This is a genomic window from Acidovorax sp. Leaf78 (assembly GCF_001422735.1).
Taxonomy (GTDB): Bacteria; Pseudomonadota; Gammaproteobacteria; order Burkholderiales; family Burkholderiaceae_C; genus Acidovorax.
Genome location: NZ_LMLZ01000006.1, coordinates 119,128 through 143,762 on the forward strand (window position 1 = coordinate 119,128; position 24,635 = coordinate 143,762).

The 24,635-nt window shown below is 68.7% G+C and carries 20 protein-coding genes; 8 read left to right on the forward strand and 12 right to left on the reverse strand.

The window, feature by feature from the left end; genetic code table 11:
* Positions 1–298 precede the first annotated feature (298 nt).
* The 4 genes from ASF16_RS06270 to ASF16_RS06285 all read right to left on the reverse strand — a co-directional run bounded on the left by ASF16_RS06270 (position 299) and on the right by ASF16_RS06285 (position 5,122).
* Complete coding sequence (locus ASF16_RS06270; RefSeq protein WP_056164394.1) at positions 299–1,003, reverse strand: ankyrin repeat domain-containing protein; 705 nt, start codon at positions 1,001–1,003, stop codon at positions 299–301.
* A gap of 111 nt (positions 1,004–1,114) precedes the next feature.
* Positions 1,115–1,612 (reverse strand): heme-binding protein, encoded by a 498-nt coding sequence (locus ASF16_RS06275; RefSeq protein WP_056164399.1) that lies wholly within the window; start codon positions 1,610–1,612, stop codon positions 1,115–1,117.
* Positions 1,613–2,883: 1,271 nt separating this feature from the next.
* On the reverse strand, positions 2,884–3,510 hold the full coding sequence (locus tag ASF16_RS06280; RefSeq protein WP_056164402.1) for a response regulator transcription factor: 627 nt from the start codon (positions 3,508–3,510) through the stop codon (positions 2,884–2,886).
* 43 nt (positions 3,511–3,553) lie between these two features.
* Complete coding sequence (locus ASF16_RS06285) at positions 3,554–5,122, reverse strand: sensor histidine kinase (protein ID WP_056164406.1); 1,569 nt, start codon at positions 5,120–5,122, stop codon at positions 3,554–3,556.
* Between the two features lie 150 nt (positions 5,123–5,272).
* Here ASF16_RS06285 and ASF16_RS06290 point away from each other — a divergent pair, with 150 nt between their 5' ends.
* The 3 genes from ASF16_RS06290 to ASF16_RS06300 all read left to right on the forward strand — a co-directional run bounded on the left by ASF16_RS06290 (position 5,273) and on the right by ASF16_RS06300 (position 8,194).
* Complete coding sequence (locus ASF16_RS06290; protein ID WP_056164409.1) at positions 5,273–6,256, forward strand: cation diffusion facilitator family transporter; 984 nt, start codon at positions 5,273–5,275, stop codon at positions 6,254–6,256.
* Positions 6,253–6,714 carry a D-aminoacyl-tRNA deacylase gene (dtd, locus tag ASF16_RS06295; RefSeq protein WP_056164412.1) on the forward strand — a complete coding sequence of 154 codons (462 nt, stop codon included), beginning with the start codon at positions 6,253–6,255 and terminating at the stop codon, positions 6,712–6,714. Before ASF16_RS06290 ends, dtd begins: the two co-directional genes overlap by 4 nt.
* Positions 6,715–6,919: 205 nt before the next feature.
* Positions 6,920–8,194, forward strand: a complete 1,275-nt coding sequence (locus ASF16_RS06300) for an MFS transporter (RefSeq protein ID WP_369817116.1) — start codon at positions 6,920–6,922, stop codon at positions 8,192–8,194.
* A 48-nt stretch (positions 8,195–8,242) separates the two neighbouring features.
* Here the strand turns inward: ASF16_RS06300 and ASF16_RS06305 are convergent, their stop codons facing one another.
* Complete coding sequence (locus ASF16_RS06305; RefSeq protein WP_056164414.1) at positions 8,243–11,242, reverse strand: DEAD/DEAH box helicase family protein; 3,000 nt, start codon at positions 11,240–11,242, stop codon at positions 8,243–8,245.
* The gene (locus ASF16_RS06310) at positions 11,239–13,236 is read right to left on the reverse strand and encodes a DNA methyltransferase (RefSeq protein WP_056164418.1); all 1,998 of its coding nucleotides are present in this window, start codon (positions 13,234–13,236) and stop codon (positions 11,239–11,241) included. The genes ASF16_RS06305 and ASF16_RS06310 overlap by 4 nt, the downstream gene beginning before the upstream one ends.
* A gap of 119 nt (positions 13,237–13,355) precedes the next feature.
* On the opposite strand from ASF16_RS06310, the gene ASF16_RS06315 reads away from it, so the two are divergent.
* Positions 13,356–13,892 carry a transcriptional regulator gene (locus ASF16_RS06315; protein WP_235507278.1) on the forward strand — a complete coding sequence of 179 codons (537 nt, stop codon included), beginning with the start codon at positions 13,356–13,358 and terminating at the stop codon, positions 13,890–13,892.
* A gap of 89 nt (positions 13,893–13,981) precedes the next feature.
* On the opposite strand, the gene ASF16_RS06320 is transcribed toward ASF16_RS06315, so the two are convergent.
* The 3 genes from ASF16_RS06320 to ASF16_RS06330 all read right to left on the reverse strand — a co-directional run bounded on the left by ASF16_RS06320 (position 13,982) and on the right by ASF16_RS06330 (position 16,448).
* On the reverse strand, positions 13,982–14,725 hold the full coding sequence (locus ASF16_RS06320; RefSeq protein WP_056164419.1) for a sulfite exporter TauE/SafE family protein: 744 nt from the start codon (positions 14,723–14,725) through the stop codon (positions 13,982–13,984).
* Between the two features lie 240 nt (positions 14,726–14,965).
* A complete protein-coding gene (gene ybeY / locus ASF16_RS06325; protein ID WP_056164422.1) occupies positions 14,966–15,424 on the reverse strand; it encodes an rRNA maturation RNase YbeY in 459 nt (152 codons plus the stop codon).
* Between the two features lie 67 nt (positions 15,425–15,491).
* Complete coding sequence (locus ASF16_RS06330) at positions 15,492–16,448, reverse strand: PhoH family protein (protein ID WP_056164425.1); 957 nt, start codon at positions 16,446–16,448, stop codon at positions 15,492–15,494.
* Positions 16,449–16,529: 81 nt separating this feature from the next.
* Between ASF16_RS06330 and ruvA the strand changes: the two genes are divergently transcribed.
* The 4 genes from ruvA to ASF16_RS06350 all read left to right on the forward strand — a co-directional run bounded on the left by ruvA (position 16,530) and on the right by ASF16_RS06350 (position 20,969).
* Positions 16,530–17,105 carry a Holliday junction branch migration protein RuvA gene (gene ruvA, locus ASF16_RS06335; protein ID WP_056164426.1) on the forward strand — a complete coding sequence of 192 codons (576 nt, stop codon included), beginning with the start codon at positions 16,530–16,532 and terminating at the stop codon, positions 17,103–17,105.
* 405 nt (positions 17,106–17,510) lie between these two features.
* Complete coding sequence (locus ASF16_RS06340) at positions 17,511–18,722, forward strand: serine protease (RefSeq protein WP_235507279.1); 1,212 nt, start codon at positions 17,511–17,513, stop codon at positions 18,720–18,722.
* A gap of 176 nt (positions 18,723–18,898) precedes the next feature.
* Positions 18,899–19,960, forward strand: a complete 1,062-nt coding sequence (ruvB, locus tag ASF16_RS06345; protein WP_056164429.1) for a Holliday junction branch migration DNA helicase RuvB — start codon at positions 18,899–18,901, stop codon at positions 19,958–19,960.
* 238 nt (positions 19,961–20,198) lie between these two features.
* Positions 20,199–20,969, forward strand: coding sequence for a hypothetical protein (locus tag ASF16_RS06350; protein WP_056164432.1), 771 nt, complete (start codon positions 20,199–20,201; stop codon positions 20,967–20,969).
* On the opposite strand, the gene ASF16_RS06355 is transcribed toward ASF16_RS06350, so the two are convergent.
* The 3 genes from ASF16_RS06355 to ASF16_RS06365 are packed head-to-tail and all read right to left on the reverse strand — an operon-like array spanning position 20,911 to position 24,611.
* The gene (locus tag ASF16_RS06355) at positions 20,911–22,740 is read right to left on the reverse strand and encodes a lysoplasmalogenase family protein (RefSeq protein ID WP_056164436.1); all 1,830 of its coding nucleotides are present in this window, start codon (positions 22,738–22,740) and stop codon (positions 20,911–20,913) included. The two genes, ASF16_RS06350 and ASF16_RS06355, sit on opposite strands and share 59 nt — an antisense overlap.
* Before the next feature lie 37 nt (positions 22,741–22,777).
* Positions 22,778–23,986: a DSD1 family PLP-dependent enzyme gene (locus tag ASF16_RS06360; RefSeq protein WP_056164439.1), complete on the reverse strand. Its 1,209-nt coding sequence runs from the start codon at positions 23,984–23,986 to the stop codon at positions 22,778–22,780.
* A complete protein-coding gene (locus tag ASF16_RS06365) occupies positions 23,970–24,611 on the reverse strand; it encodes a histidine phosphatase family protein (protein ID WP_056164442.1) in 642 nt (213 codons plus the stop codon). Before ASF16_RS06365 ends, ASF16_RS06360 begins: the two co-directional genes overlap by 17 nt.
* Positions 24,612–24,635 lie beyond the last annotated feature (24 nt).

A 24,635-nucleotide genomic window follows, 5' to 3' on the forward strand; every position in this document is an offset into this window, starting at 1 on the left:
GAGCGCTGGCAGCTATTGTTTCAATAGCATCCTGCCTCCTGGCCTGCGACACGCCTTGCAGGTGGGTGGTCAGGAGGGTCCACCACTGCGAGCGCCGGTCCCAGAGGTTGGCTCGGTGCTGGTGGGGTAGAAATTCAAGTGAAACTGGCCGCTACCGCTTGTTGATCAAGCGCTAGAAGCTATTATTTGTATAGCAATTGCCTGCCTGGCATTCGTAGTGACTGGGGCTACTGCATGCAGCCCACCGCGGCCATCGCAGCCACAGCTTCAGGCCCGGCTCTCGCACAACCAGCACAGCTCAAAGCGGCCGCCCCGCACCCGGGTTCTCCAGCATCTGCACCATCGCGGTGTAGCCCCGCTGGCGCGCCAGCTGCAGCGGCGTGTTGCCCTGGCGGTCCGTTAGCGCCTGGCTGGCACCGGCCTTCAGCAGCGCCTGCAGGGTGGCCTGGTGGCGCGGGCCTCCGTCGCCCAGCACGATGGACTCGATCAGCGCCGTCCAGTGCAGGTTGTTCACATGGTCCAGCGGCGCGCCGGCCGCGATGAGCTGGCGCACCACGCCGTCGTGCCCCAGGTGCGCCGCGGCAATCAGGGCGGTGCCGTCGTAGCGGCTGGTCACTTGCCCAGCGCTCGCGCCCAGTTGCAACAGCAGGCGCAGGGTGTCCTCGTCGTCCGCCACGGCGGCGATGGTCACGGCGTCGTAGCGGTCGTTCTCCAGTGGATTGATATCGGCCTGGGCCTGCACCAGCAGCCGGATCACATCGCGCTGGCGGGCGAACGTGGCCACGTGCAGCGGCGTGCGGCCATAGCTGTCGCGCGCATTCACATCGGCGCGGGCCGCCACCAGCTTTTGCACCTTGGCGGTGTCGCCCCGCGCTGCGGCGGCGTGCAGGCCCTGGTAGGCGGCGGTCTGCGCGGCTGTGGGCGGGACCTGCGCCTGGGCGGGGTGTGCCAGCAGCAGGGCGGCGGTCAGCAGGGCCCATGGCAATGTGGTGGTTCGGTTCATGGTGTGTCCCTTTTGCAGTGGAGATTGCGGCGGCAGGTGACTGCGCAGCGTCCGCGCCCTTGCTCAGGAGGCTCGGACGCTGCAGGTTTTACTTCACTACTTTTTACTTACTTACTTCAGCAAGTCGGCCACCTTGGCGATGCCCGCCATCGCGCACTGCTCGTCCAGGTGGCCGCCAGGCGCGCCGCCCACGCCCACGGCGCCGATGACTTCATTGCCCACCTTCAGCGGCACGCCACCGCCCAGCAGCAGGTAGCCGGGGATCTGGCCCAGGTTGGCGGCGGCAGGGTTCTTTTGCGAGCCTTCCATGATCGCGAGCGTCGTGTTCTTGGCCGATGCGGACGTGTAAGCCTTCAGGCGGCTGGCTTCCAGGGTGTGGGGGCCTGCGTTGTCGGCCCGCTGCACGGCGCGCACGGTGCCGGCGCGGTCCACCACGGTGGCGGTCACGTTGTAGCCGTTGGCGGTGCAGGCGGCCACGGTGTGGGCGGCGATCTGGTTGGCCAGGTCCAGCGAGATGTTCTTTTCGGTGCGCACGCCTTCGGCGCTGGCGGCGGTGGCGATCAGGGCCAGGGTGATGGCGGCGGCGGTGTGGGCGATGGCTTTTTGCATGGTGTTTGTTCTCCGGTGTTGGGGGCCGGTGCCACCCGTTGTGGCGCCGTGGGAGAACTGTAGGAAATGGGCGTGTTGTTGCACATTCGTGCGGTTACGTGCAGGGCTCCGTAGAACTACGCAGTGATGGGCGGATGCCTTGCCGGGGTCTGCGGCTTGCTGCCGGTTGTGTGGTGAGTGTGTCGACGCCTTTGGTCTTGGCTTCCCCGACCGTTCGGGCTGGGCTTGTCGAAGCCTGTGCTTGTCACTACCCCTATCCGTTTGGGTCGAGCTTGTCGAAGCCTGGGCGCTGCTCGCTAGCTCGCTGGTTTGAGAGGTGTGCCTGTGTTGAGGGCCCAAGAGAAAGTCACCAAAGAGAAGGCGACCCCAAGTCTGCGACCCCTTCGCGTTGCGAAGGGGCAAACCTGCGTCGGGGCGGTTGCGGGGTGCGCCGCAGAACTCACTGCGCGCCTGAGGCGCTCCGTTCAGACAACTGCGGCGAGCTAGAGCACGAAGCATGCGCGCTCCGACGCGCATGCCACCCCGCAACCGCCCCGACGCAGGCGCAGCCACAGGGGGTGGGAGCCGAACAGCCACACGGGCCTTCGCTGCGCTCGGCCTCGCGGTCGCGGCGCGCAGCGCCTGCGCGTTCGGGGCCGAGCGCAGCGATGGCCCGTGTGGATGTTGGCTCCCCCATCCCTTCAGGATGCGCCGAGGAGCGCAGGGCGTGGGGTGAGCGTGTGCCGAAGGACACACGCATCGTGAACTGACTCGCTGCGGATGTTTGAGCGTAGCGCGCCAGCGCGCAGCGAGTTCGAAAGAAAGTTACTCGCACGCCGGGCGACTCCCGGCCTCCGCCCTCAACAAAGGCATGCTGCCCATCAGCGAGCCTGCGAGCAGCGCCCAGGTTTCGACAAGTTCAACCCGAACGGACGTGGGTCGCAGCGCCCAGGTTTCGACAAGCTCAACCCGAACGGGCGTGGACCGATGCGCCCAGGTTTCGACAAGCTCAACCCGAACGGGCGTGGACCGATGTGCCCAGGCTTCGACAAGCTCAGCCCGAACGGCCGTGGACCGATGCGCCCAGGTTTCGACAAGCTCAACCCGAACGGGCGTGGATCGATGCGCCCAGGTTTCGACAGGCTCAACCCGAACGGGCGTGGATCGAGCGCCCAGGTTTCGACAAGCTCAACCCGAACGGGTGGGATTCAATCTGACCCGGTCGCGAAAGACTCAACCCGAACGGATGGCGGTCGCGGGTCCTACGCCGTGAGCAGCCACCCGAGAACGCCTCACTCCACCAGCGCCGCATACCGCCGTATCAACTGCGCCAGCGACTCCGCCCCCAACTTGCCAAACAGATTGGCCCGGTGCGTCTCCACCGTACGCGGCGACAGCGCCAGCGCCTTGCCGATCTCCTTGTTGGTCAGCCCTTCCACAATAAGGCCCAGCACCTCACGCTCCCGCGCCGACAGCTGGGCAAAACGCTCGCGCGCCTGCTGGTCGGCCTGGTGACGTTCGCGCGAGCGCACATGCTGGCGCACCGCGTTCTGCAGGGCCTCGATCAGCACCTCGTCGTCCACGGGCTTTTCCAGAAACTCCGCCGCCCCGGCCTTGAAGGCGCGGCGGCACATCTCCACCGTGCCGTGGCCCGTGAGCAAGATCATGGGCTGGTCCACACCCTGCGCCAGCAACTGCTCCAGCGCCGTGAGCCCGCTGATGCCGGGCATGCGCACGTCGAGCACGATGGCGCCGATGCTGGCGCGGTCAAACCCCGCCATGAAAGCCTGCGGCTCAGCCCAGGCCTGCACGCGCAGTCCCACGGTGCTGATGAGCAGCGACAGGCCCTCGCGCACGGCGGCGTCGTCGTCCACCAGGTGGATCAGGGGGGACAGCGAGGTGGCGTTGTCGGTGGTCATGGCGATAACGTTGGCGGTGGATGTGGCGAGGGCCAGGGCTGGGCTACGGCGCGCTGGCGTGGGATGGCTGCGTGGGCTGCAGCGGGGCCGTGCCGGGCGCCGCGGGCAAGGTCAGCACAAACTCCGCGCCCCGCTCGCTGGCAGACGACGGCTGTGGCGCCAGCACCAGGCTCGCACCCATGGCCTGCGCCAGGCTTTCGCACAGCGTGAGGCCCAACCCCAGGCCGCCGGTGCGCGTGGTGTAGAACGGCTCGAACAGGTGCGCGCGCGCCTCGGGTGGCACGCCGGGGCCGTGGTCGCGCACGGACAGCGCCACATGCGCGGCGTCCGGCATCCACAGGCGCAGTGCCAGCTGGCGCTCGGCGGGCGGCACCTGGTCCAGCGCCTGCAGCGCGTTCATCAGCAGGTTGTGCACGATCTGCTGCAGGGCCACGGGCTCGGCCAGTACGGCGGGCAGGTCGGGGGCGACGGCCACCGTGGGGGCCACGCCGCGCTGCGCCATCTCGGGCTCCAGCAGGTGCAGCACGTCTTGCACGGCGGCAGCGGGCGCCAGCGGCTGGGCCTGGCCGGCCAGGTCGGGGCGCTCGACCAGGCGGCGCAGGCGGCCCACCACGGCGGTGGCGCGGCGCGCCTGCTCCACGGCGCGGGCCATGGCCGTCTGGGCGGTGGCAAGGTCCGGCGGCTCGTCGGCCAGCAGGCGCTGGGCGGCCTGCGTGCTGGACAGCAGCGCGGTGAGCGGCTGGTTCAGTTCATGCGCCATGCCGGCCGCCAGCTCGCCCAGGGTGTTGAGCCGCGCCACCTGGCCCAGGCGCAGCAGTTCTTCGGCCCGCTGGCGCGCCACGCGCTGGCGCCACCAGGCCACGCCACCGGCCCACAGTGCTGCCGTCAGCACGCACCAGCCCAGCATGGCCAGCCAGGGCAGCTCTGCCATCCCCACCTGGCGGCGCGCCACCACATCGAGCGGCTGGCTGGCCGCGGCCAGTAGCTTGTGGAATTCGTACGACCAGCCCAGGCCGCCGCCCAGCCGACCCGGCTGCACGACAAAAGCGGCGCCCGCGTGCTCCAGCGTCACACGCACCGGGCTCGTCGCCATGTCCATTGGCCATTCGTCCTGCGGCACCGTGGCGCGCAGGTCGATCTGCAGCGCATGGCTGGCCGGGGTGCTGGCCAGCACCAGGTAGAAGCGGCCTGCGGGCAGGTCGGGCAGCGCCATCTCGGGGTGGCCCGAGCGGCGCGATGCGGCCTCTGCCGCAGCCAGGGGGGCCTGCAGCGCGGCAGGCCAGGCGCCGTCGGCAGGCCGCTGCAACACCGACAGGATCTGCGGGTACACCGATGGCAGGCGGGGCAGGGTGGCAGCAGGTGCGGTGGCATCGCCGGGCGCCTGTTCAGACGGGGGCTGCAGCAGGGCCAGGGTGGACATCACCGCGTCGTGCTGCACCACGCGCTGGCTCAGCAGGCGGTGCACGATGCGGGCGTCGGTCTCGAAGGCCGCGTGCAGCTGCTGCAGGCGCGCCGATGCCAGCCACACGGCACCCGCGCAGGCAACCACCGCCCACAGCAGCAGCGCGGCGAGATGCAGTCCTGCGAAGTGGCGGCGCCATGCCTTGGTCATGCCGCCGATTCTGGCATGGGGTGCGGGGCGCGCGGCGGCGGGCAGCGCTGCAACCCGCCAGGCTCGCTGGCGGCGCCCTCCGCGCCGGCCGGGCTCTGGTGTAATGGGACGAGCGGCGCGGTGACCTGCCGCCGCACCACCATCCCGCCCATGTCTGCCAGCGCCCCACCACTTTCCCAACGCCTCACGCCCCGGCACCTGCTGTGGGCCTCGGTGGCCGTGGCCGTGGTGACCATCGTTCTCAAGACGCTGGCCTGGTACATCACCGGGTCGGTGGGCTTGCTGTCGGATGCGATGGAGTCGTTCGTGAACCTGGCCACCGCCGTGTTCGCGCTGGCCATGGTCACCATCGCGCAGCGGCCTGCGGACGATGACCACCCGTATGGCCACCACAAGGCCGAGTATTTTTCATCGGGCTTCGAGGGCATCCTCATCGTGGGGGTGTCGATCGGCATCGTGTGGGCCGCCGTGCACCGGCTGCTGACGCCGCAGCCGCTGGAGCAGATCGGCTGGGGCCTGGGGCTGTCGGTCGCCAGCTCGGTGCTCAACGGCTGCCTGGCCTGGCTCATGCTGCGCTCGGCGCGCGTGCACCGCTCCATCGCGCTGGAGGCCGATGCGCGCCATTTGCTGACCGATGTGTGGACCTCTGCGGGCGTGCTCGTCGGGCTGGCGGGCGCTGTGCTCACGGGCTGGGTGTGGCTCGACGCCGCGGCCGCCATTCTGGTGGCGCTCAATATCCTCAAAGAAGGCGTCGCGCTGGTGTGGCGCTCGTCGCAGGGCCTGATGGACGAGGCCGCCGACCCTGCGGTGCAGGCCACTATTGACGCCACGCTGCACGCGCTGGCGCAGGCCCAGCCGCCGGGCACGCTGCGTTTTGACCACGTGGCCACCCGCCGCGCGGGCCAGCGTCAGTTCGTGAGCCTGCACCTGCACATGCCCGCCGACTGGACACTGCGCCAGGCGGCCGAGCAGCGCGCCCAGGCCGAGCACGCGCTGATGGCAGCGGTGCCGGGGCTGCGCGCCACCATCGAGCTGTTGCCTGCCGACGTGGAGGCCGCCGGGCATGGCACCGGGTCCGACTGCGCCCACGGGCCTTTCCACCCACCCCAGAAAGAAGAGTCGAAGAAGTCATGATCAGTGTCTTGCAGCGTGTGCGCGAAGCGCGTGTGGATGTGGAGGGCCGCACCGTGGGGGCCATCGGCGCGGGCCTGCTGGTGCTGGTGTGCGCCGAGCGCGGCGACACCGAGGCGGAGGCCGACAAGCTGCTCGCCAAGATCTTGAAGCTGCGCATCTTTTCTGACGATGCGGGCAAGATGAACCGGAGCGTGCAGGACATTGCGGGTGGCCTGCTGCTGGTCAGCCAGTTCACGCTGGCGGCCGACACCACCGGCGGCAACCGGCCCAGCTTCACCCAGGCCGCTGCACCCGACGAGGGGCGGCGCCTGTACGACTACCTGGTGGCCCGCGCCCAGGCCGTGCATCCGCAGGTGGCCACGGGCCAGTTCGCTGCGGACATGCAGGTGCATTTGGTCAACGACGGGCCGGTGACGATACCGCTGCGGATCGCGCCTGCGGGCGCTGCAGTTGCCTGACGTGACTCGCCCGCGCGCTGGCCGTCGCACTATCCCTATCACTAGTGTCAGTGCCAGTGCCAGTGCCAGTGCCATCCGCGCTGCAGGGGCGTGTCCGCACTGCGACGGCGTGCGGGTTGCAAAGTCTGTAGGCTCGGGCGGGTGCCTTTCCATTGCGTTGCACCTTTGACTGTGCCCTTGCCTGCACCCTTGTCTGTCCCTCTCCGTGACTGAAGCCGCCATCCCACCCCCCACCCCAGCATCGTCTGCCCCGCTGCCATCGCCGCCCCGCGCCCTGTGGGCCATGTACCTGTGCCTGCTGTCGGCCTTTGCGCTGAGCCAGGCCTACCGCACGGTGACCAGCATCATCGCCACCGGCCTGCAGGCCGACTTCGGCATCTCGCCGGATTCGCTGGGCGCGTTTGCGGGGCTCTTCGGACTGTCGTTCGGCGTGGCGCAGTTGCTCATGGGCATCGGCATGGACCTGTACGGCCTGCGCCGCACGGTGCTCACGGCATTTCCGCTGGCCGCAGTCGGTGCCGCCGTGTCGGCTGCTGCGCCGAGCTACGGCTGGCTGATGCTGGGGCAGTTGCTCATCGGGGTGGGCTGTTCGCCGGCCTTTCTGGCCAGCACGGTGTTCATTGCGCGCCACTTTCCGGCGCAGCGGTTTGCGTTTTTCTCGGGCCTGGGCATGGGGGTGGGCGGGCTGGGGCTCATCTTCACCGGCACGCCGCTGGCGTTCATGGTGCAGACCTGGGGTTGGCGCACCGGCTTTGCGGTGCTGTCGGTGCTGTCGCTGCTGGCGTGGCTGTTGATTTTTCTGCGGGTGCGCGAGCCGGCGTTGCCCCGGGCGGCAGAGCAGCCGCGCGAGTCGTGGGCGCAGGCGGCGCGGCGGTTCGGGGCGCTGTTCAGGGTGCCGCACACCTGGGGCATTCTGGTCCTGGGCATGTGCTGCTATGCAGCCTTTTTGACGCTGCGCGGCCTGTGGCTGGGGCCGCTGCTGATGGGGCGGTATGGGTTTTCGCTGGTGGACAGCGGCAATGTGGCCTTGGTGCTGTCGGTGATCTCGCTGTTCATGCCCGCCCTGTTCGGCCGCGTGGACCCGGGGCCTGCGCGGCGGCGGCGCTGGATCACCAATTTCTCGCTGCTGATGGCGGCGCTGTTCCTGGGCATGGCCTTTTTGCACCATGCCGTGGCCAATGTGGTGCTGATCTTTCTGATGGGGCTGCTGTCGGGCTACGGCGTGCTGCAGTACGCGGACGTGCGCTCGTCCTACCCCGCCGAGATGACAGGGCGCGCGCTGTCGCTGTACACGATGTCGATGTTCATGGGCATTGCGCTCATGCAGTGGCTGACCGGCCTGCTGGCCGCCTGGGCGCAGCGCCAGGGGCACGAGCCCTACCAGGCGGTGATGATCTGCATTGCGTGCATGCTGGCGGCGGCGTCGACCGCATTCCGGTTCTTGCCGCGCTCGCCCTTGCTGCAGCGCAGCGCCCTGTAGTGCTTGGCGCTGCCACCGCCGTGGCAGGCGGGCCGCAGGCCTTGGCCTTCACAGCAGGCTGGCTTGCAGTGCGGCGTGGGCCTGCGGGCGCAGGCGCGCAAAGTCCAGCAGGTCCACCAGGCGCGCGCCCTTGGCCTGCCACTCGGCCATGGCGTCTTCTGCCAGCAGCACGTAGTGCCAGGGCGGGCTGCCGCGCTGCGCGGGCGTCAGCGCGTTGATGCGCTCGCACCAGGCCAGCGCCGCCGTGCGTTTGCGCAGCACGTTGGGGTGGGTGGTTTGCTGCTGCGCCTTGGTCTCGGCCAGGTACACCGCGTCCGCGGTGCGCACCAGAAAGTCGGGCGAGTAGAAGGCGGGCAAGCCGTCGTCCTTCACATAGCGCAGCCGGGCAAAGGGGTGCCGGTTTTCGCTGATGCGGCAAAACGCCAGCACCTGCGAATCCGCCTGGGCCCAGTGGATGAACGTGCGCTCCAGCCCGCCGTTCCTGGCGGGCCAGCCCAGCCGGGTGTAGATGCACTTGCTCACGGCCACGGACTGGCTCTCGCGCACCATCAGGCGCGGCGCTTCGCTCAGCCTGCGTAGATGCACCTCGGTGTGGCCCGCGGCGTGCCGCTGCTCGGACTCCAGCAAGGCCACGGCAAACACCTTGGTGATGTGGTCCACCACCGGCTGCAGCAGCAGCACGCGCCAGTTTTCGCCCGCCAGCGGGTTGAAGGCGCCGCCGAACAAGGTGGTCCAGATGTAGTCGTCCAGCCAGCCGGTCAGTTCGGCCGTGTGCACCTGCCAATACGGCTTGGCCAGGTGCGTGGCAATCTTCTGGCCCCTGGGCAGGGGTTCGCTCAGCGCCTGGCTGATGCGCCGGGTCAGGCGCGACAGGTACTCGTTGTAGCCGCCCACGTTCATCACCGCGCCGTCCACGCGGTAGTCGCCGAACAGGGTGGCGCTTTGCAGGTCTTGCGAGATGAAGGTGTCGCCCCGGCCCAGCAGGGCGGTCAGCTGATCGGCCGTCATGGCAGTGAAGGCCAGCAGCGTGGCCAGGTCGGGGCTGCGGTGCTCGCGCACCTCGTCGGCCTCCTGCAGGATGAAGGGGATGCCGAAGTCGAACGCTTCGAAGCCGTCCCGCAGTTCTGCCGCCACCACGTCGCCGGTGCTGGAGATCTCATCGGTGCCGTCGCCGGTGGTGCCGGCCAGGCCTTCGTGCAGCAAGTCGTCGTAGAACGACTGGAAGGCCGGGTGCTCCACGATGGAGAGCACGTCGATCAGGCTGCCGGGCTCCTGGCCTGCGTTGATGCGCTCGCGGTTCTCGCGCTTGAGGTCGGTGTATTCGGCGTCCCGCCACATCAGCCGCAGGCCTCGGCCAATGGTCTGCTCGAGCAGGATCTGCGCCTGGCTGGAGCGCAGCGGCACGATGACGCAGATGTTGTTCACATCAAACCCCTCGCGCAGCATCAGCACGCTGACGATGACGCGCGGCGTGGCGTGGCTGTCCACACTGAACAGGCGCTCGCGCACGGGCGCCCAGTCCTTCTCGCCCAGCTCGGCCTTTCTGCCGGAGTCGATGGTCATCACATCCTCGTCGGCGAGGCCCTCGTGCTGGCGCAAAAAGTCCGCCACCAGGGGCGACACGCCGGTGTCTTCGCACACCACCAGCATCTTGGGGTGGCGGTGCGGGTCGATGCGGGTAAAGTCGGCTTCGAGCTTGCGCAGCTTGTGCAGGCCCGCCCGCAGCATCACCCGCTGGCCCTCGCTCAGGGTCGGGCGGCCGGTCTCGTCGCGCTCGGCCTTGAACTCCAGCGGCAGCGCGCCTATCTCCTTGCGGCGGTCGAGCACCAGCGACTTCACCAGGCCGGCGCGCATGGCGCTGTGCAGGTCGAAGTCCACCACGATGTGCGGGAAGTACAGCTTGCGTCGGGTTCTGCCGCTGCCCACGTCGTTGTACGGCGTGGCCGAGAAGTCCACCTGCACGAAGCGCCGCCCCTTGCTGGCAGCGATGCGGGTCAGGCTTTTTTGCCATTCGACCTCGGTGGTCTCGCCCTCGCGCTGCAGCTCGTGGATGTGGTGCGCTTCGTCGTTGAAGACCATCAGCTCCGGCAGGCCCGCCAGGAATTCGAGCACGTTGCGGCGGGCGTAGCGGCGGTCCAGCACGTCCAGGCTGTTGCCGGTGGCGCGGCCGGGGGTGAGCGGCAGCACCGCAGCCACCACTTCATGGGCGGGCAGCGGTGTTGCGGTAGCGGCGGCGGTTGGCTCGTCCATGATGTCTTGCGGCGCTTCTCCTTCGGCCAGCAGGTGCCAGTTGGTGATGGCGATCAGGCCGTTGCCGGTGGTCTTGAGGCCGATCTCTGCCTTGGTGCACACATTGCCGCGCACGAAGGCCAGCACGGCGTCGCGGTGTGCCTCGGGCACGAAGAGGTCGGCGTACAGCGCGATGTCGGACCGGCTGAAGTCCCGCGCCGCGCTGCCCTCCACTGGTTTGCCGCAGAACGCGTCCAGCAGCCGCTCGTAGACGATGAGTCCGGGCGCCACCACCATGAACTGGCGGGTGAAACGCGCATCGTCCGCGCCGCTGGCCAGCGCCGCGGTCTTGTTCAGCAGCTGCCACACCATCAGCGCCTGCATCACCCAGGTCTTGCCGGTGCCGGTGGCCATCTTGAAGCAGTACTTGGGGTGGGCGTGGCGCGGGCGCGCCAGCTCGCCCCGGAGCGTGCCGCCCTGCAGCGCCGCGGGCGCGCAGGCCTCGTACAGCTGCAGCAGCGGCCCGTGGTCGCGGTGATTCCCCAGCACTTCGTGCGCGACGATGGCGTTCAGGATGGCCTGCTTTTGCCCCGCATGAAAGTTGAGCCCGCCGCCGCCCGCGGCCGTCGCGCCCCGTGCCAGCAGCATGTCGTCGCCAAACCACCAGTGCAGCAGCTCGGCCGTGGTGGGGGTGACCAGGTCCAGGATGTCCGCCGTGCCGGATTCGAGCCCCTGGCACAGTTGCTGGGTCTTGGCGGTCAGGCCGGCGGCCAGGGCGAGCGGGTCGGTGGTGTGCGGGACGTTGGCGTGGGCGCTCATGCGGCCTCCACCGTGGCCACCACCTCGGCCTCGAAGCCGAAGACATCCACCACCCGCACACACACCTTGCGCGGGCCGGGCCTGGCGGGGGTGGACACGACGGCGGTGCTGACCACGCGCAGCGCATCGGCGTCGCTCGCGGTGTTGCCCCGGTAGTCCTGCCACACCGAGCGGAACACCTTGCCGTCGTAGTCCGGGTCCACCGCCCAGTACTCGATCAGGGCCAGGGGCTCGGCATTGGCGACCTGTTGCAGCTTGGTGCGGTTGTCGTCATCGAGGTTGATGGCCTCTGGCGAGAGCAGCACGTAATTCTTGAGCCGCACGGTCAGCGTTTCCTCGGCCACCCCGCCCGGGTGCGCCGTGCCTGCCGACGCCTGCCGGTGCACCGGGTGGATGGTGAGGTACTGCAGGCTGGAGAAGCGCACCTGCCCGCGCAGCTTGTCGATGCCGCCCTTTTTCTTGAGCCGGTCCATCAGGTCAGGCGGGATCACCAGCACCTCCAGGCGCGGGTCGTTGAGCGCGGTGATGGTCTCGCCGATGCTGGGCTCGAAATTCCAGCCCAGCACCACCACGCGGTCCCAGCCGCCCAGCAGGTTGTCGCGCTGGGCCACCGCCTTCTTGAGCGTGGCCATGCCGGTGAGCTTGTTGGGCGAATCGGCCAGCACCAGCGTCTTGCTGCCGCGCTTGCCGCCGAAGTCGAAGCCCGCGATCTGCCCCAGGTTGCGCTGCGGGTTCACATCGGCCGGCAGGGGCAGGGCGCCGTACAGCGACAGCACGATGTGCGACAGGTCGCCCATGCGGAAGTCGCGGCCCAGCGTGGCCTTGGCGGCTTCGACCTGGTAGTCGCCGATGGCCTGGTAGAGAAACGGCCGCGCCTCCAGGTCGATCAGGCGCTTGCGCATGATCATGCACGCGGGCTTGCCCAGGTCCGTGGTGATCCAGCGGCGCGCTGCGGCGTTGGAGTAGACGCTCTTGTTGCCGTCCTTGGCCACGCGCCGCCCCTCGGCGGCGGCCGCAAAGCTGCCGCTGCCGCCAAAGAAGTCGGCCACCAGGTCGCCGGGGTTGGACGAGGCTTCGAGGATGCGCGCCACCAGCTCGATGGGTTTTTGCGTGGCGTAGCCCACCTGCTCCTGCGAGTGCGCCACGACGAAGGGCACCTCCCACACGTCGTGCATCTGCACGCCCCGGCTGGGCTCTTCGGTGCGCACGGTGACGAGCTTGCCGCTGTCGTCCGGCACATTCACACGCCGGGTGTTGCCGTGGATGGCGGCGGTGGACGCGGCCAGGGGCTGGAACAGCTGGTTGAACCTGTAGTTCTCGGACTTGCGGTAGAAGTAGATCGTGTCGTGCATCCGCTGGAACGTGCTGGCCGCGGCCGACCAGCGCTTGTACCACCAGCAGATCTCGTTGACGAAGTGCTGCTTGCCGAAGACCTCGTCCATCACCAGCTTGACGTAGTGGCCCACATGCCAGTCCAGGTGCACGTAGATGGAGCCTGTGTCCGCCAGTAACTCCCGCATCAGGATGAGGCGCGGGGTGATCATGGCCAGGTAGGAGGCCGTACCATCGCTCCAGGTGTCGGAATATGCGAACTGCTCGATGACAGTCGGGCGCTGTTCCAGCTCCAGGCCCGGCAGCGTCACCTTGGTGCGGTAGTCGGCCTTGCTGTCAAACGGTGGATCGATATAGATCAGGTCCACCTTGCCGCGCAAGCTGGGCGTATGGGCATCGCCCGCCAGCAGCGCGGCCATGGCCAACAGGTTGTCGCCATAGACCAACCGGTTGGCCCACGCGCCGTCGCTGCCGTCCCGCTGCTCCTGGCGGGCCTGGTGTTGAACCCAGTCGGTGGTGGCGCTGGCCCGGGCGGGCAGCACCACTTCGCGGGTCTGGAGGCTCACGCGGTAGCGGCCTTCCAGGCCCTCCAGAATTCTTTCGGCTTCCTTGCGGCCCTGGGCCACGATCTCGGGGAGTTGTTCAAGCAGCGATTTGGGCATACGGCGTACGCGGCCGCAGATGCCTGCAAGCCTGTTGGGTGATTCAATCAACAAATGATTGAATCCATTGTGCAACAAGAAGTTGATGGCCAATTCAACCGCCGCTTTACGGTTGGAGGATGGACAACAAGTTGGAGTTCGCCGAACGATTGCGTGACGCCATGGTGGCTGCGGGCCTGGAGCCGCGGCCAGGGGTGTTGCTGAGCCTGTTCAATGGCAAGTACTGGGGGCGCTCCGTGACCTTCCAGGCGGTGTCGCGCTGGCTCAAGGGCGAGGCGATCCCGGCGCAGGACAAGCTGGTGGTACTGGCGGAGTTGCTCAAGATCGAGCCGGAAGTGCTGCGGTTCGGCTCCAGCGTGCGGCACGCGGTGCAGGAGCACCGCAACCGCTGGCAGGTCGGCGTGGGCTATCTGGAGCGCGAGACCTTCGACGCCTTCTTTCAGCTGCCTGCACCCCAGCGCAAGCTGGTGCGCGAAATCATCCTGACCTTTGCCAAGGTGTACCCGGCGCCGCCGGTGGTGCCGCCGGTACCTGTGGCACCCGTGGTTCGCGTGGCGCGCGTTGCCCCTGCCGGGCCTGCCGGGCCCGCTGCGCCCTCGGCCGCCGCTGCGACTGGCAGCACGCGCAAGAAGCCACCCCAGGGCCGCGCGAAGTAGTCAGCCGGCCCCGCCACCGCCGCCGCCCTAGGCCGCATCGCTGTGCGGGCACCCCAGGGGTGGCCGCGGTGATCGCGATGCATCGCGGCTCACGGTTGCCGCCAGAAGAACAGCCCCGCCATCACCAGCCCCGTGGCCACGATGCCCCAGCGCAGCACGGGCGCGGGCAGGCGCCGCGCCACCCGCGCGCCGCCGTAGCCGCCCGCCGTGGCCGCCACCATCATCATCAGCGCCTGGGGCCACTGCACCACCCCGCCCGCGGCGTAGATCGCCACGGCAATGGCGGTGAGCAGGGCCGAGACCCAGTTCTTGAGCCCGTTCATGGCGTTCAGGTGCGTTTGCCCCAAGAGGCCGAACAGCGCCAGCAGCAAGATGCCCAGCCCGCCATTGAAGTACCCACCGTAGGCGGCCACCGCCAGCACGCCCAACGTGGCCTTGGCCGTGGACGGGTGGCCGCCCGCGAGCCGCCTGCGCAGCCACGGCCCGAACGCGAAGAGCGCGGTGGCGGCCAGCAGCAGCCAGGGCACCACGCGCCTGAAGGTTGCATCGGGCGTGACCAGCAGCAGCGCCGCCCCGGCCGCGCCGCCGATGAGCGCCAGCGCCACCAGCAGCCGCATCGACAGCCCCGGCGGCGGGGCGGTGTCTTCGCGAAAGCCCCAGGCACCCGCGATGTACCCCGGCAGCAGCGCCACCGTGCCCGTGGCATTGGCCACCACGGGCGGTACGCCAGTGAACACCAGCGCAGGCAGGGTCAGAAAGCTGCCGCCTCCGGCAACGGCATTGAGGGCGCCGGCGATGAACGCGGCGGTGAGCAGCAGGGCGGTCTCGAGCATGTCTCCCCCATGGGGCGCGTTGCCGGGCCCTGGGTGTTGTCATTGGATGATTGAGTCGATCTTAGGTGCGAAAACACCCGCCACCCGCGCGGATTGGGTGGGAAAAAGGTTGGAGAGATTTGCAGGCGCTGCCCAGCCGCCCCGCAGCCCAACTGAAGGACCCTGTTGAACGCAGCCGGTGCGCAGGCCGTGCCGTGGCTGCGGGAGCGCTGGTGGCGCTGGAGGGCCCGAAGTCCCAGGCTACTTGGCGTACGGGTCTTCGAACCCCAGTTCGGCGAGGATGTCCGTCTCGTACGACTCCATCTCGTCGGCGTCGGCCTCGCTGGTTTCGTGGTCCCAGCCCTGGGCGTGCAGCGTGCCGTGCACCAGCATGTGGGCGTAGTGCTCTTCCAGGGTCTTGTTCTGCTCCTTCGCCTCGCGCTCGATCACGGGGGCGCACAGGACCAGGTCGGCGGTCACGACCGGCTCCTGGGTGTAGTCGAAGGTGAGCACGTTGGTGGCGTAGTCCTTCTTGCGGTACTCGCGGTTGAGCTGCTGGCCTTCTTCGCTGCCCACGATGCGCACCGTGATCTCGGCATCGGTGGCCAGGGCGTGGCGGATCCAGCGCGCGACCTTGTGGCGCGGCAGCACCGCGCGGTGGGCGGCCAGTTCGTCGAAGCGGCCGAACTGGAGCGACAGGGACAGTTGGTTCAGGGGCATGTTTTATTGTTATTTTTGGCCGCTACCGCTTGATCGGAAAGCGCTGGCAGCTATAAAAAAGTGAGCATCAGTCCCGGGCGCGGGCCGCGGGCGCCCGCCGTGGGGCGTCGTACGCGTCGACGATGCGCGCGACCAGCGGGTGGCGCACCACGTCGGCGGTGGTGAAGCGCGTGACCGAGATGCCCTTGACGCGCTTGAGCACGCGCTCGGCGTCGATCAGGCCGCTCATCGATCCCTTGGGCAGGTCGATCTGGCTCACGTCGCCGGTGACCACGGCCTTGGCGCCGAAGCCGATGCGGGTGAGGAACATTTTCATCTGCTCGGGCGTGGTGTTCTGCGCCTCGTCCAGGATCACGAAGGCATTGTTCAGCGTGCGCCCGCGCATGAAAGCGAGGGGCGCGATCTCCAGCGCATTGCGCTCGAACGCCTTCATCACCTTGTCATAGCCCATCAGCTCGTACAGCGCGTCGTACAGGGGGCGCAGGTACGGGTCCACCTTCTGCGCCAGGTCGCCGGGCAGAAAACCCAGGCGCTCGCCGGCCTCCACCGCGGGGCGGGTCAGCACGATGCGCTGCACCGCGCTGCGCTCCAGGGCATCCACGGCGCTTGCCACTGCGAGGTACGTCTTGCCCGTGCCGGCCGGGCCGATGCCGAAGGTGATGTCGTGGCTGGCGATGTTCTCCAGGTACAGGCTCTGCGTGGGCGTGCGGCCGCGCAGGTCGGCGCGGCGGGTGTTGAGCACGATGGCGCCCTCGGGCGCCTCCACCAGGGCGGTGTCGCCCGCGAGCATCAGCTGCAGGTAATCCTCGGTGACGGGCCGGTCGGCCATCTCGTACAGCGCCTGCAGCAGCTCCATGGCCTGCGTCGCCTTGGCTTTGGGACCGTCGACCTTGAACTGCTCGTGGCGGTGCGCAATGCTCACCCCGAGGGCTTCCTCGATGGTGCGCAGATGGGCGTCGGCCGGACCACACAAGTGCGTGAGCCGCATGTTGTTGTGGGGAGTGAATGTGTGTCGCAGGATCACGCGGATAATTCCAGTCAAACAACGGAAAAGCGGCAAGAACGACGGCGCTGGCTGTGTGGCCAGCGGCATCAAAGGACACCAATGATAGGCAAATTGACCGGCACCCTGCTGGAGAAGAACCCCCCGGAAGTGCTGCTGGACTGCCACGGCGTCGGCTACGAAGTGAATGTGCCCATGAGCACCTTCTACAACCTGCCCGCCGTGGGCGAGCGCGTGAGCCTGCTCACGCAGTTCATCGTGCGCGAGGATGCGCAGCTGCTGTACGGCTTTGCCACCGCGCCCGAGCGCCAGGCTTTTCGCGAGCTCATCAAGATATCGGGCGTGGGGCCGCGCACGGCGCTGTCTATCCTGTCGGGCATGGGTGTGTCGGATCTGGCCCAGGCCATCTCACTGCAGGAGGCCGGGCGGCTGGTCAAGGTGCCGGGCATCGGCAAGAAGACGGCGGAGCGCCTGCTGCTGGAGCTCAAGGGCAAGCTGGGCGCTGACATCGGCGCAACACCGGGCGGGGCGACCAGCGACGCGCAGACAGATATCCTTCAGGCCTTGCTGGCCTTGGGCTATAACGACAAGGAAGCTGCGGCGGCGCTCAGGGCGCTGCCTGCGGACGTGGGCGTGAGCGACGGGATCAAGCTGGCGTTGAAGGCGCTGGCGAAATAACCACAAAACATTTTTCAAGGGCGAGGTATGTCGATGGATACGAACAAGAGCGCGCGTTTGGCGAAATTGCTGGCGGCAACTGCTGCCGCGGTGGTGATGGCGGGTTGCGGAGGAGGGGGCGGCGGCGACGCTGCGGCCACCCCGACGCCGGCACCGGTACCTGCGCCGGAACCGACACCGACACCTGCGCCAGCGCCTACACCCTCGCCTTCGCCTGCTCCTACCCCGGCGCCCACGCCAGCGCCCACTCCGGCGCCAGCGCCCACGACGCCGGTCACTGACCGGGTCGAGCCCTTCGATACGGGAGAGATTGCGACCAAAAGCGCTGCGGCTGTTGTGACACGCGCCGTGCCTGCGGGACGAGACGTTGCCACTGTGGTCCTGGGGCCGATAGCCAGTGGCGCGTTGCCAAAGGCATCGGCAGCACTGGGCGCGTCCGAGCCGCAAATCGGCGTTGCGCGCGATGTGCTTGCCCTGGCGAAGGCTTCCGACCTGTCGGCGAAGCTGCGCTGGACGGACACGGCACGCGGGACGCGCGCAGCGGCGTTCAGTGTCACATCGGAAGGCGCCAAGGGCGTTCGGCTGGGCCTGCTCGTCCGGGGCTTGCCCGAAGGTGCCGTGCTGCGCTTTTACGCGCAGGCAGGTGGTGCTGCTGCCATGCAGGCCACCGGCGAGCAGATCATGGCCAGCATCGAACGCAACCTGCAGGCAGGCACCCCCGACGAGGCCGCTCACACGTACTGGAGCCCGGACTTCGGCGGCGCGGAAACCACCGTCGAAATCGAGATCCCGGCCGCGGCTGCCACCGCCAGCGTCAAGCTGGCCATCCCTCGCCTGTCGCACTACGTGGTGTCGCCCGACGAGGCGCAGTCCCTGGGCCTCGCCAAGGTAGGCGAATCCGGCACTTGCGAAGTGGATGTGATGTGCAAACCTGAGTTCGCAAGCCAGAGCCGTTCGGTCGTGCGCATGCTGTTCGTGCGCGACGCGAAGACGTACCTGTGCACCGGCACCCTGCTCAACGATGCGCGCTCGAGCCGCACACCGTACTTGCTCAGTGCCAACCATTGCATCTCCAGCCAGGCGGAGGCCTCGTCCTTGATGACGGACTGGTTCTACCGGTCATCGGCGTGCAATTCGGGGAGCGTCGGCCCCAGCACCCAGCGCCGTGCGGGTGGCGCCACCCTGCTGCACTCGGCGGCGACCACCGATACGGCATTCCTGCGCCTGAACGACGCGCCGCCGGCAGGGGTCGTCTATGCCGGCTCTTACTTCGGTACGCTGGACACAGGCCATACCCTGGCTGGCGTCCACCATCCCAAGGGAGACCTGCAGAAATTCAGTTCGGGCATCCTTCTGCGCTACAGCAACTGCACGGATGAGCTGTGCTTCTCAAGCAACGCCGCTGGCGGATCTTTCATGACCGTGGGGTGGCAGCAAGGCGTGACCGAAGGCGGAAGCAGCGGCTCTGCGTTGTTCCACACGCTGGGCGACAAGCGCTACGTGGTCGGACAGCTGTACGGTGGGGCCTCCAGCTGCCAGGCACCTGCGGGGCTGGACCACTACGGCCGCTTGGATGTCGCCTACCGCAACGCCATCAAACAGTGGTTGAACCCCTGAGAAAGGCGAGCGCACCCGGTGTTACCCTAGTCTATGCACGCGACGCCCGGCGGGTGCGGCCAAGTCATTGGCCGTACGCGCTGTGATCTTGCGTCTTGCAGGGGGCGCAAAAAGCACGGTGCAGTGTTTTGCCGTGCACAGGGTTTGCTCGCATCTTTCCACGACATTGAGCCCGCATGACCATCCAGACCGACGACTTCGCCCCCGCTCCCGCCAAACGCGTCGTCTCCGCAGCCCCTGCCTCCCCGCAGGAAGAAGCCATCGAACGCGCTCTGCGCCCCAAGCTCCTGCAGGAGTACGTGGGCCAGGCCAAGGCGCGTGAGCAGCTGGAGATCTTCATCGGCGCGGCCAAGAAGCGCGGCGAGGCGCTGGACCACGTGCTGCTGTTCGGCCCCCCGGGGCTGGGCAAGACCACGCTGAGCCACATCATCGCGGCCGAGCTGGGCGTGAACCTGCGCCAGACCAGCGGGCCCGTGCTGGAAAAGCCCAAGGACCTGGCCGCGCTGCTCACCAACCTCGAGAAGAACGACGTTCTCTTCATCGACGAGATCCACCGCCTGTCGCCCGTGGTCGAGGAAATCCTCTACCCCGCGCTCGAGGACTACCAGATCGACATCATGATCGGCGAAGGGCCGGCGGCGCGCAGCATCAAGCTCGACCTGCAGCCCTTCACCCTGGTGGGCGCCACCACGCGCGCGGGCATGCTGACCAACCCGCTGCGCGACCGCTTCGGCATCGTGGCGCGGCTGGAGTTCTACACGTCCGAAGAGCTGGCGCGCATCGTCAAGCGCAGCGCCGGGCTGCTGGGCGCGCCCATGGACGAAGACGGGGGTTTCGAGATCGCCCGCCGCTCGCGCGGCACGCCGCGCATCGCCAACCGGCTGCTGCGCCGCGTGCGCGACTACGCCGAGGTCAAGGGCGACGGCCGCATCACCAAGGAGATCGCCGACCGCGCGCTGGCCATGCTCGACGTGGACCCGCAGGGCTTCGACGTGATGGACCGCAAGCTGCTCGAGGCCGTGATCCACCGCTTCGACGGTGGCCCCGTGGGGCTGGACAACATCGCCGCCAGCATCGGCGAAGAGGCCGGCACCATCGAGGACGTGATCGAGCCCTACCTCATCCAGCAGGGCTTCTTGCAGCGCACGCCGCGCGGGCGCATCGCCACGCTGGCAGCGTTTCGGCACCTGGGCGTGGCGCCGCCCAGCGCGGGGGCGCCCGGGCTGTTCGGCGCCTGAGCGGCTCCGGTTGTTGTCCTCCGTCCCCCGTCTCCCTCGCTCACCCTCTCGCTTTCGCCCATCCTTGCCGCAGCCGTCCAGGCCGCACCACAGAGCCATGGCACCACCGCGCAAGCCAGACAAAAAGAATGACCGCCGCCGCCAGCTTCGGGCCGAAGCCCGGGCGCGCGCCGCGCGGGGCTGGGTCAGTGCCAGCGGGGCGGACATCGTTCCCGAGCAACGCTTTTTGAGGTCCTGCATGTGGGCCTTGCTGGCGGGCACCTTGGCCCTGCACGCGCTGGGCGCGCTCGTCTACGGCCAGCTCTCGGTCTTCGTGCTGGAAGGTTTTGCCGATCTGCGCGGCCGCGTGGCGGTGTGCGGCGCGATCGCCGAGGCTGCGCTGGCGGTCGGCCTGGCATCGCACGTCGTCGACAGCCGCAGGCCGGGCAGTGCGGCTGGGGGATGGTCGAGCCGCCTGCTGACGTGGCGAGGCAGCGCTTACATCCTGTTCGCCGTGCTGATACCCGTGACATTCGTGTTGTCCATGGTGGACCGACCGCGCTTCTCCATGGACCTGCCCCCGCAGCGCTGGCCGGGGCTGGGCCCGCAATCGGAATGGCTGCTCACGCCCTTGCCCTGGGCCTGGCACTGGGTGCTGCCGGTGGCCAGCGACCGTTTTCAAGTCTTGTCGTTGGCCGGTGCCGTGTTGGCCGGTTGCCTGGGCGTGTGGTGCACGGCCGGTGCCACCAAGCGATGGCGCACCGGGTACGCGTTTTATGGCGCGGCGCTGGTGCTGACCGGGTTCTGGGCGCTGGGCGGCGCCCTGTACCACTACACCGCAGGGCGGGGCTTGATCGCGGTGCAGGAACCACTCATGGTCGCCCTGCTGAAGGCGCGGCCCGGCTGGTACAACGCCGACACGCTACTGTGGCTGCTCAGCGGGGGATTTTTCACCCTGGCGGGCGTGCTGTTCATTGCGGGTGCGGTGTATGTTCCGTCCGCAGCGCTGGCCCGCACGTGGTCACATTAGCCACGGCAGCAACAGGCGCAGCGACCGGCAGGCCATCAGGCGCCGTTGCCGCCTTCAGCACCCCCGCCACGATGCACGCCTGCGCCGCGTAGTAGGTGCCCAGCACCCACACCTGCGACCACGGCAGGGGCGACACGAAGCGGTGCGTGGCCAGCAGCGAGTCGCTGAGCATGAAGAACGCCGCACCCACCGCCACCAGCACCGCCGCCCTGTCGCGCAGCACGCTGGCCCGCCCGATGGCCTGCGCGGCCATCAGCGCGATCACCAGTACGTACGCTGCCACCGGCCCCCGCAGCGCGGCCGGCAGGCCGCCCGTCCACAAGAAGGCGTACATCGCTACGCCCACACCCAACGTGGCCGCCAGCGCTCCGCGGTGTGGAAACCACCGCTGGCCGGTCTTGAACAGTGCCACATAGAACAGGTGGGCGATCAAGAAACTCACCAGCCCCGGGATGAAGAAGCCCTCGACCATCAAAAACACATCCCCCGCCAGCGACCCCACCAGCGCGGCGCCCAGCAGCACCCAGGTTTTGGAGTCAAATCGGACCATGCCGCGCAACTGATAAGAGCTAGCAGCTACCAAAAGAATAGCAATCGCCATGGTGAGCGGCTTGAACACCCAGTGCCACTGCACGAACCCCAGCGCACTGGTGGCCGTGGCCAGCGCGCCGCTTTGCAGCACCAGCGCCATCAGCATGCCGATGCGCCCCTGCATCACCGCGCCCAGCGCCCACTGCGCCACCAGCAGCGTGGCAAACCAGACCGCGTTCTCGGCCAGGGGCGCGCTGTCGGCCCGCCACAAAAAGGCCGCCACGCCCGCGAGCATCAGCGTGAACTGCACCAGCGCAAACCACTGCACCGCGCGCGACATCGGCGGGTGATACGGAGTCATCTGCGCCATGCTGAACGCGGGCTTGGGAAAGCGCGCCGCCAGATCGGCCGGCCGCCAGCCCGGGGGCTTGATCCACACCCGAAGCTTGTCGGCCCAGCTGCGCGCATGCCAGCTGTCGTGCGCCAGGCCCGCGTACACCTGGGCGTTGGCCCACAGCGGGTCCCAACTGTTGAGCAGGCCGCGCGTGCCGTACACGCAGCGGTCCTGGTCGTCTTCTTCCTTGAAGGTGCCGAACATCCGGTCCCACACGATAAGGATGCCGCCGTAGTTCTTGTCCAGGTAGGCGTCGTTCACGGCGTGGTGCGCGCGGTGGTTGCTGGGGCTGCAGAACCAGCGGTCGAACCAACCGAGCTTGCCCACCTGCTCGGTGTGCACCCAGAACTGGTAGAGCAGATCGACCAGGGCCACCACCGCAAACACCAGCGGCGGCACGCCCGCCAGCGCCATGGGCACATAGAACACCCAGCCCAGCAGCGCGCCCGAGCTGGTCTGGCGCAGCGCGGTGGACAGGTTGTAGTCCTGGCTCTGGTGGTGCACCGCATGCGCCGCCCACAGCACCGCCGACTCGTGCCCCATGCGGTGCAGCCAGTAGTAGCAAAAATCGTAGAACACCAGCGCCAGCAGCCAGCCCGGCAGGCTGGTCCAGAACGCATCGCTGCGCCACAGGGCCACGTGCTCGAACAACGCGGTGTAGATGCCGATGCGCAGCAGCCGCGTGAACACCGCGCTCGTCTGGCTCAGCATGCCCAGGCTGATGCTGCTGACCGCGTCGGCCAGGCGGTAGGTGTTGCGCTGGCGCTTGTAGCCGACGGCCAGCTCGATGGCGATCAGGACGAAGAAGACAGGGGTGGCAAGGACGATGATCTGGCTGGGGCTCATGGCGGCGAGACAAAGAGTTCGCCGATTCTTGCCCCGATCAGGTCAGCGCGCCCCTGGCATCTACCCGGATGATCCGCTCCACCACGCCCATCGCGAGGCCACCGCGCACGCCGATCATGAAGTCGTGCAGGTTGACCGTGGGGTCGCAGTGGCCGGGAATGAGCCACAGCATGCGGCCGAGGGCCGGCAGGCGGGACTTGGGGCTGTCGGGGTGCAGGATGCCGTGCTCGTCGCCGCCGTTGGCGTAGCGCAGGCCGCGGTCGGGCGGCAGCAGGGCCACGGTGGGCAGGCCGGAGTCGATGGCGTGGCTCTTGTGGCCCGCGTCGCACACGGCGTGCACGTTCTCGCGCACCGACACCACCTGGGTCTTGATGAACAGCGCGTGCTCGAAGGCGGGCTGCGCCGGCTCGCGCTCGTTGCGGGCGTAGTCGGCGTCCATGAAGAGGAAGGAGCCCGCCTGCAGCTCGCCGTACACGCCGCTGGCCGCCTCGTGCACCAGCGTGCCGGTGCCCGATCCGGTGATGAGCGGCACGGGCACGCCGGCGGCTTCGATCAGGTCGCGGGTGTGGCTGGCGGCGCGCACCACGGCAGCCATGGCTTCGCGCCGGTCGGTGGCGCCCGGCAGGTGCTGGGCACGGCCGTGGTAGGCCTGCAGGCCCGCAAAGCGCAGCCCCCGGCTGCGTGCCACGGCCAGCGCCAGGGGCACGGCGGCCTCGCCGGGCGGCACGCCGCAGCGGCCCTGGCCCACGTCGATCTCCACGAACACATCGATCAGCGTGCTGTCGCCGGCCGCCCAGTGGCCTTCGCGCGGCAGGGGCATGCCGATCTGGGCGATGGTCTCGGCCAGCCGCTCGATGCCTTCAAGGTGGTCCACCGCAATCGCCAGCCGGCCGCCGCGCGCCGCCAGCAGGGCGGCCAGGCGCGCCACGCGCTGCAGCTTGGGCATGGCCACCACCTGGTTGCTGATGTAGATGTCGTTCACGCCGCCAGCGGCCAGGGCCTCGGCCTCGGCCACCTTCTGCACGCACACGCCCTGCGCGCCGGCCCGCTGCATCAGCAGGGCCAGCTCGGCGCTCTTGTGCATCTTGGCGTGCGGGCGCCAGCGCACCTGGTGCTTGCGCGCGAAGTCGGCCATGCGCTGGATGTTGCGGTCCATGGCGTCCAGGTCGACCACCAGCGAGGGCGTATCGATCAGGTCCACCCGTTGGCCGATGGACGCCTTCAGTGCCTCAGGAATGGGTTTCATCGCGCACCGCGTTGTCGTCCAGGTGTTGCGTGTCGGCCCAGCCCACCAGGGTGAGGCCGTCCGGGGTCCACAGCAGGCGGTTGATGGCGGCGTTCGACAGCTGCCAGGTGCGCGGCGCCTGGGTCTCCTGGCGCGTGGCCAGGCGGTACAGCACGTCGAGCACGCCGCCGTGCGCCACCAGCAGGATCTGCTCGCCCGCGTGCGGTGCGGCCAGCGCCATCACCGTGCGCTCGATGCGCTCGCGCAAGGTCACCAGCGACTCGCCGCCCTCGGGTGTGTAGTGCGGGTCGCGCTTGCGCCAGCGGCGCGCGTCGTCAGGCAGCTCGGCCTCGATCTCGGCGAAGGTGCGGCCCTGGAAGTGGCCGAAGCTGCGCTCGCGCAGGCCCGGCACGGTGGTCAGCGGCGCGCCGGTGGTGCGCTGCACCGCCTGCGCCGTGGCGTGGGCGCGCTGCAGGTCGCTGGTGTAGATGGCGGCAAAGCTCTCGCCGGCCAGCGCCTGGCCCAGCTGCTCGGCCTGCCACAGGCCGGTGTCGTTGAGGGGGATGTCCAGGTGGCCCTGGATGCGGGTGTCCACGTTCCAGGCGGTTTCTCCGTGGCGGACGGCAACGATGCGGGTGGCGTGCATGCGGGCGGTGGTGTGGGGCGTGTG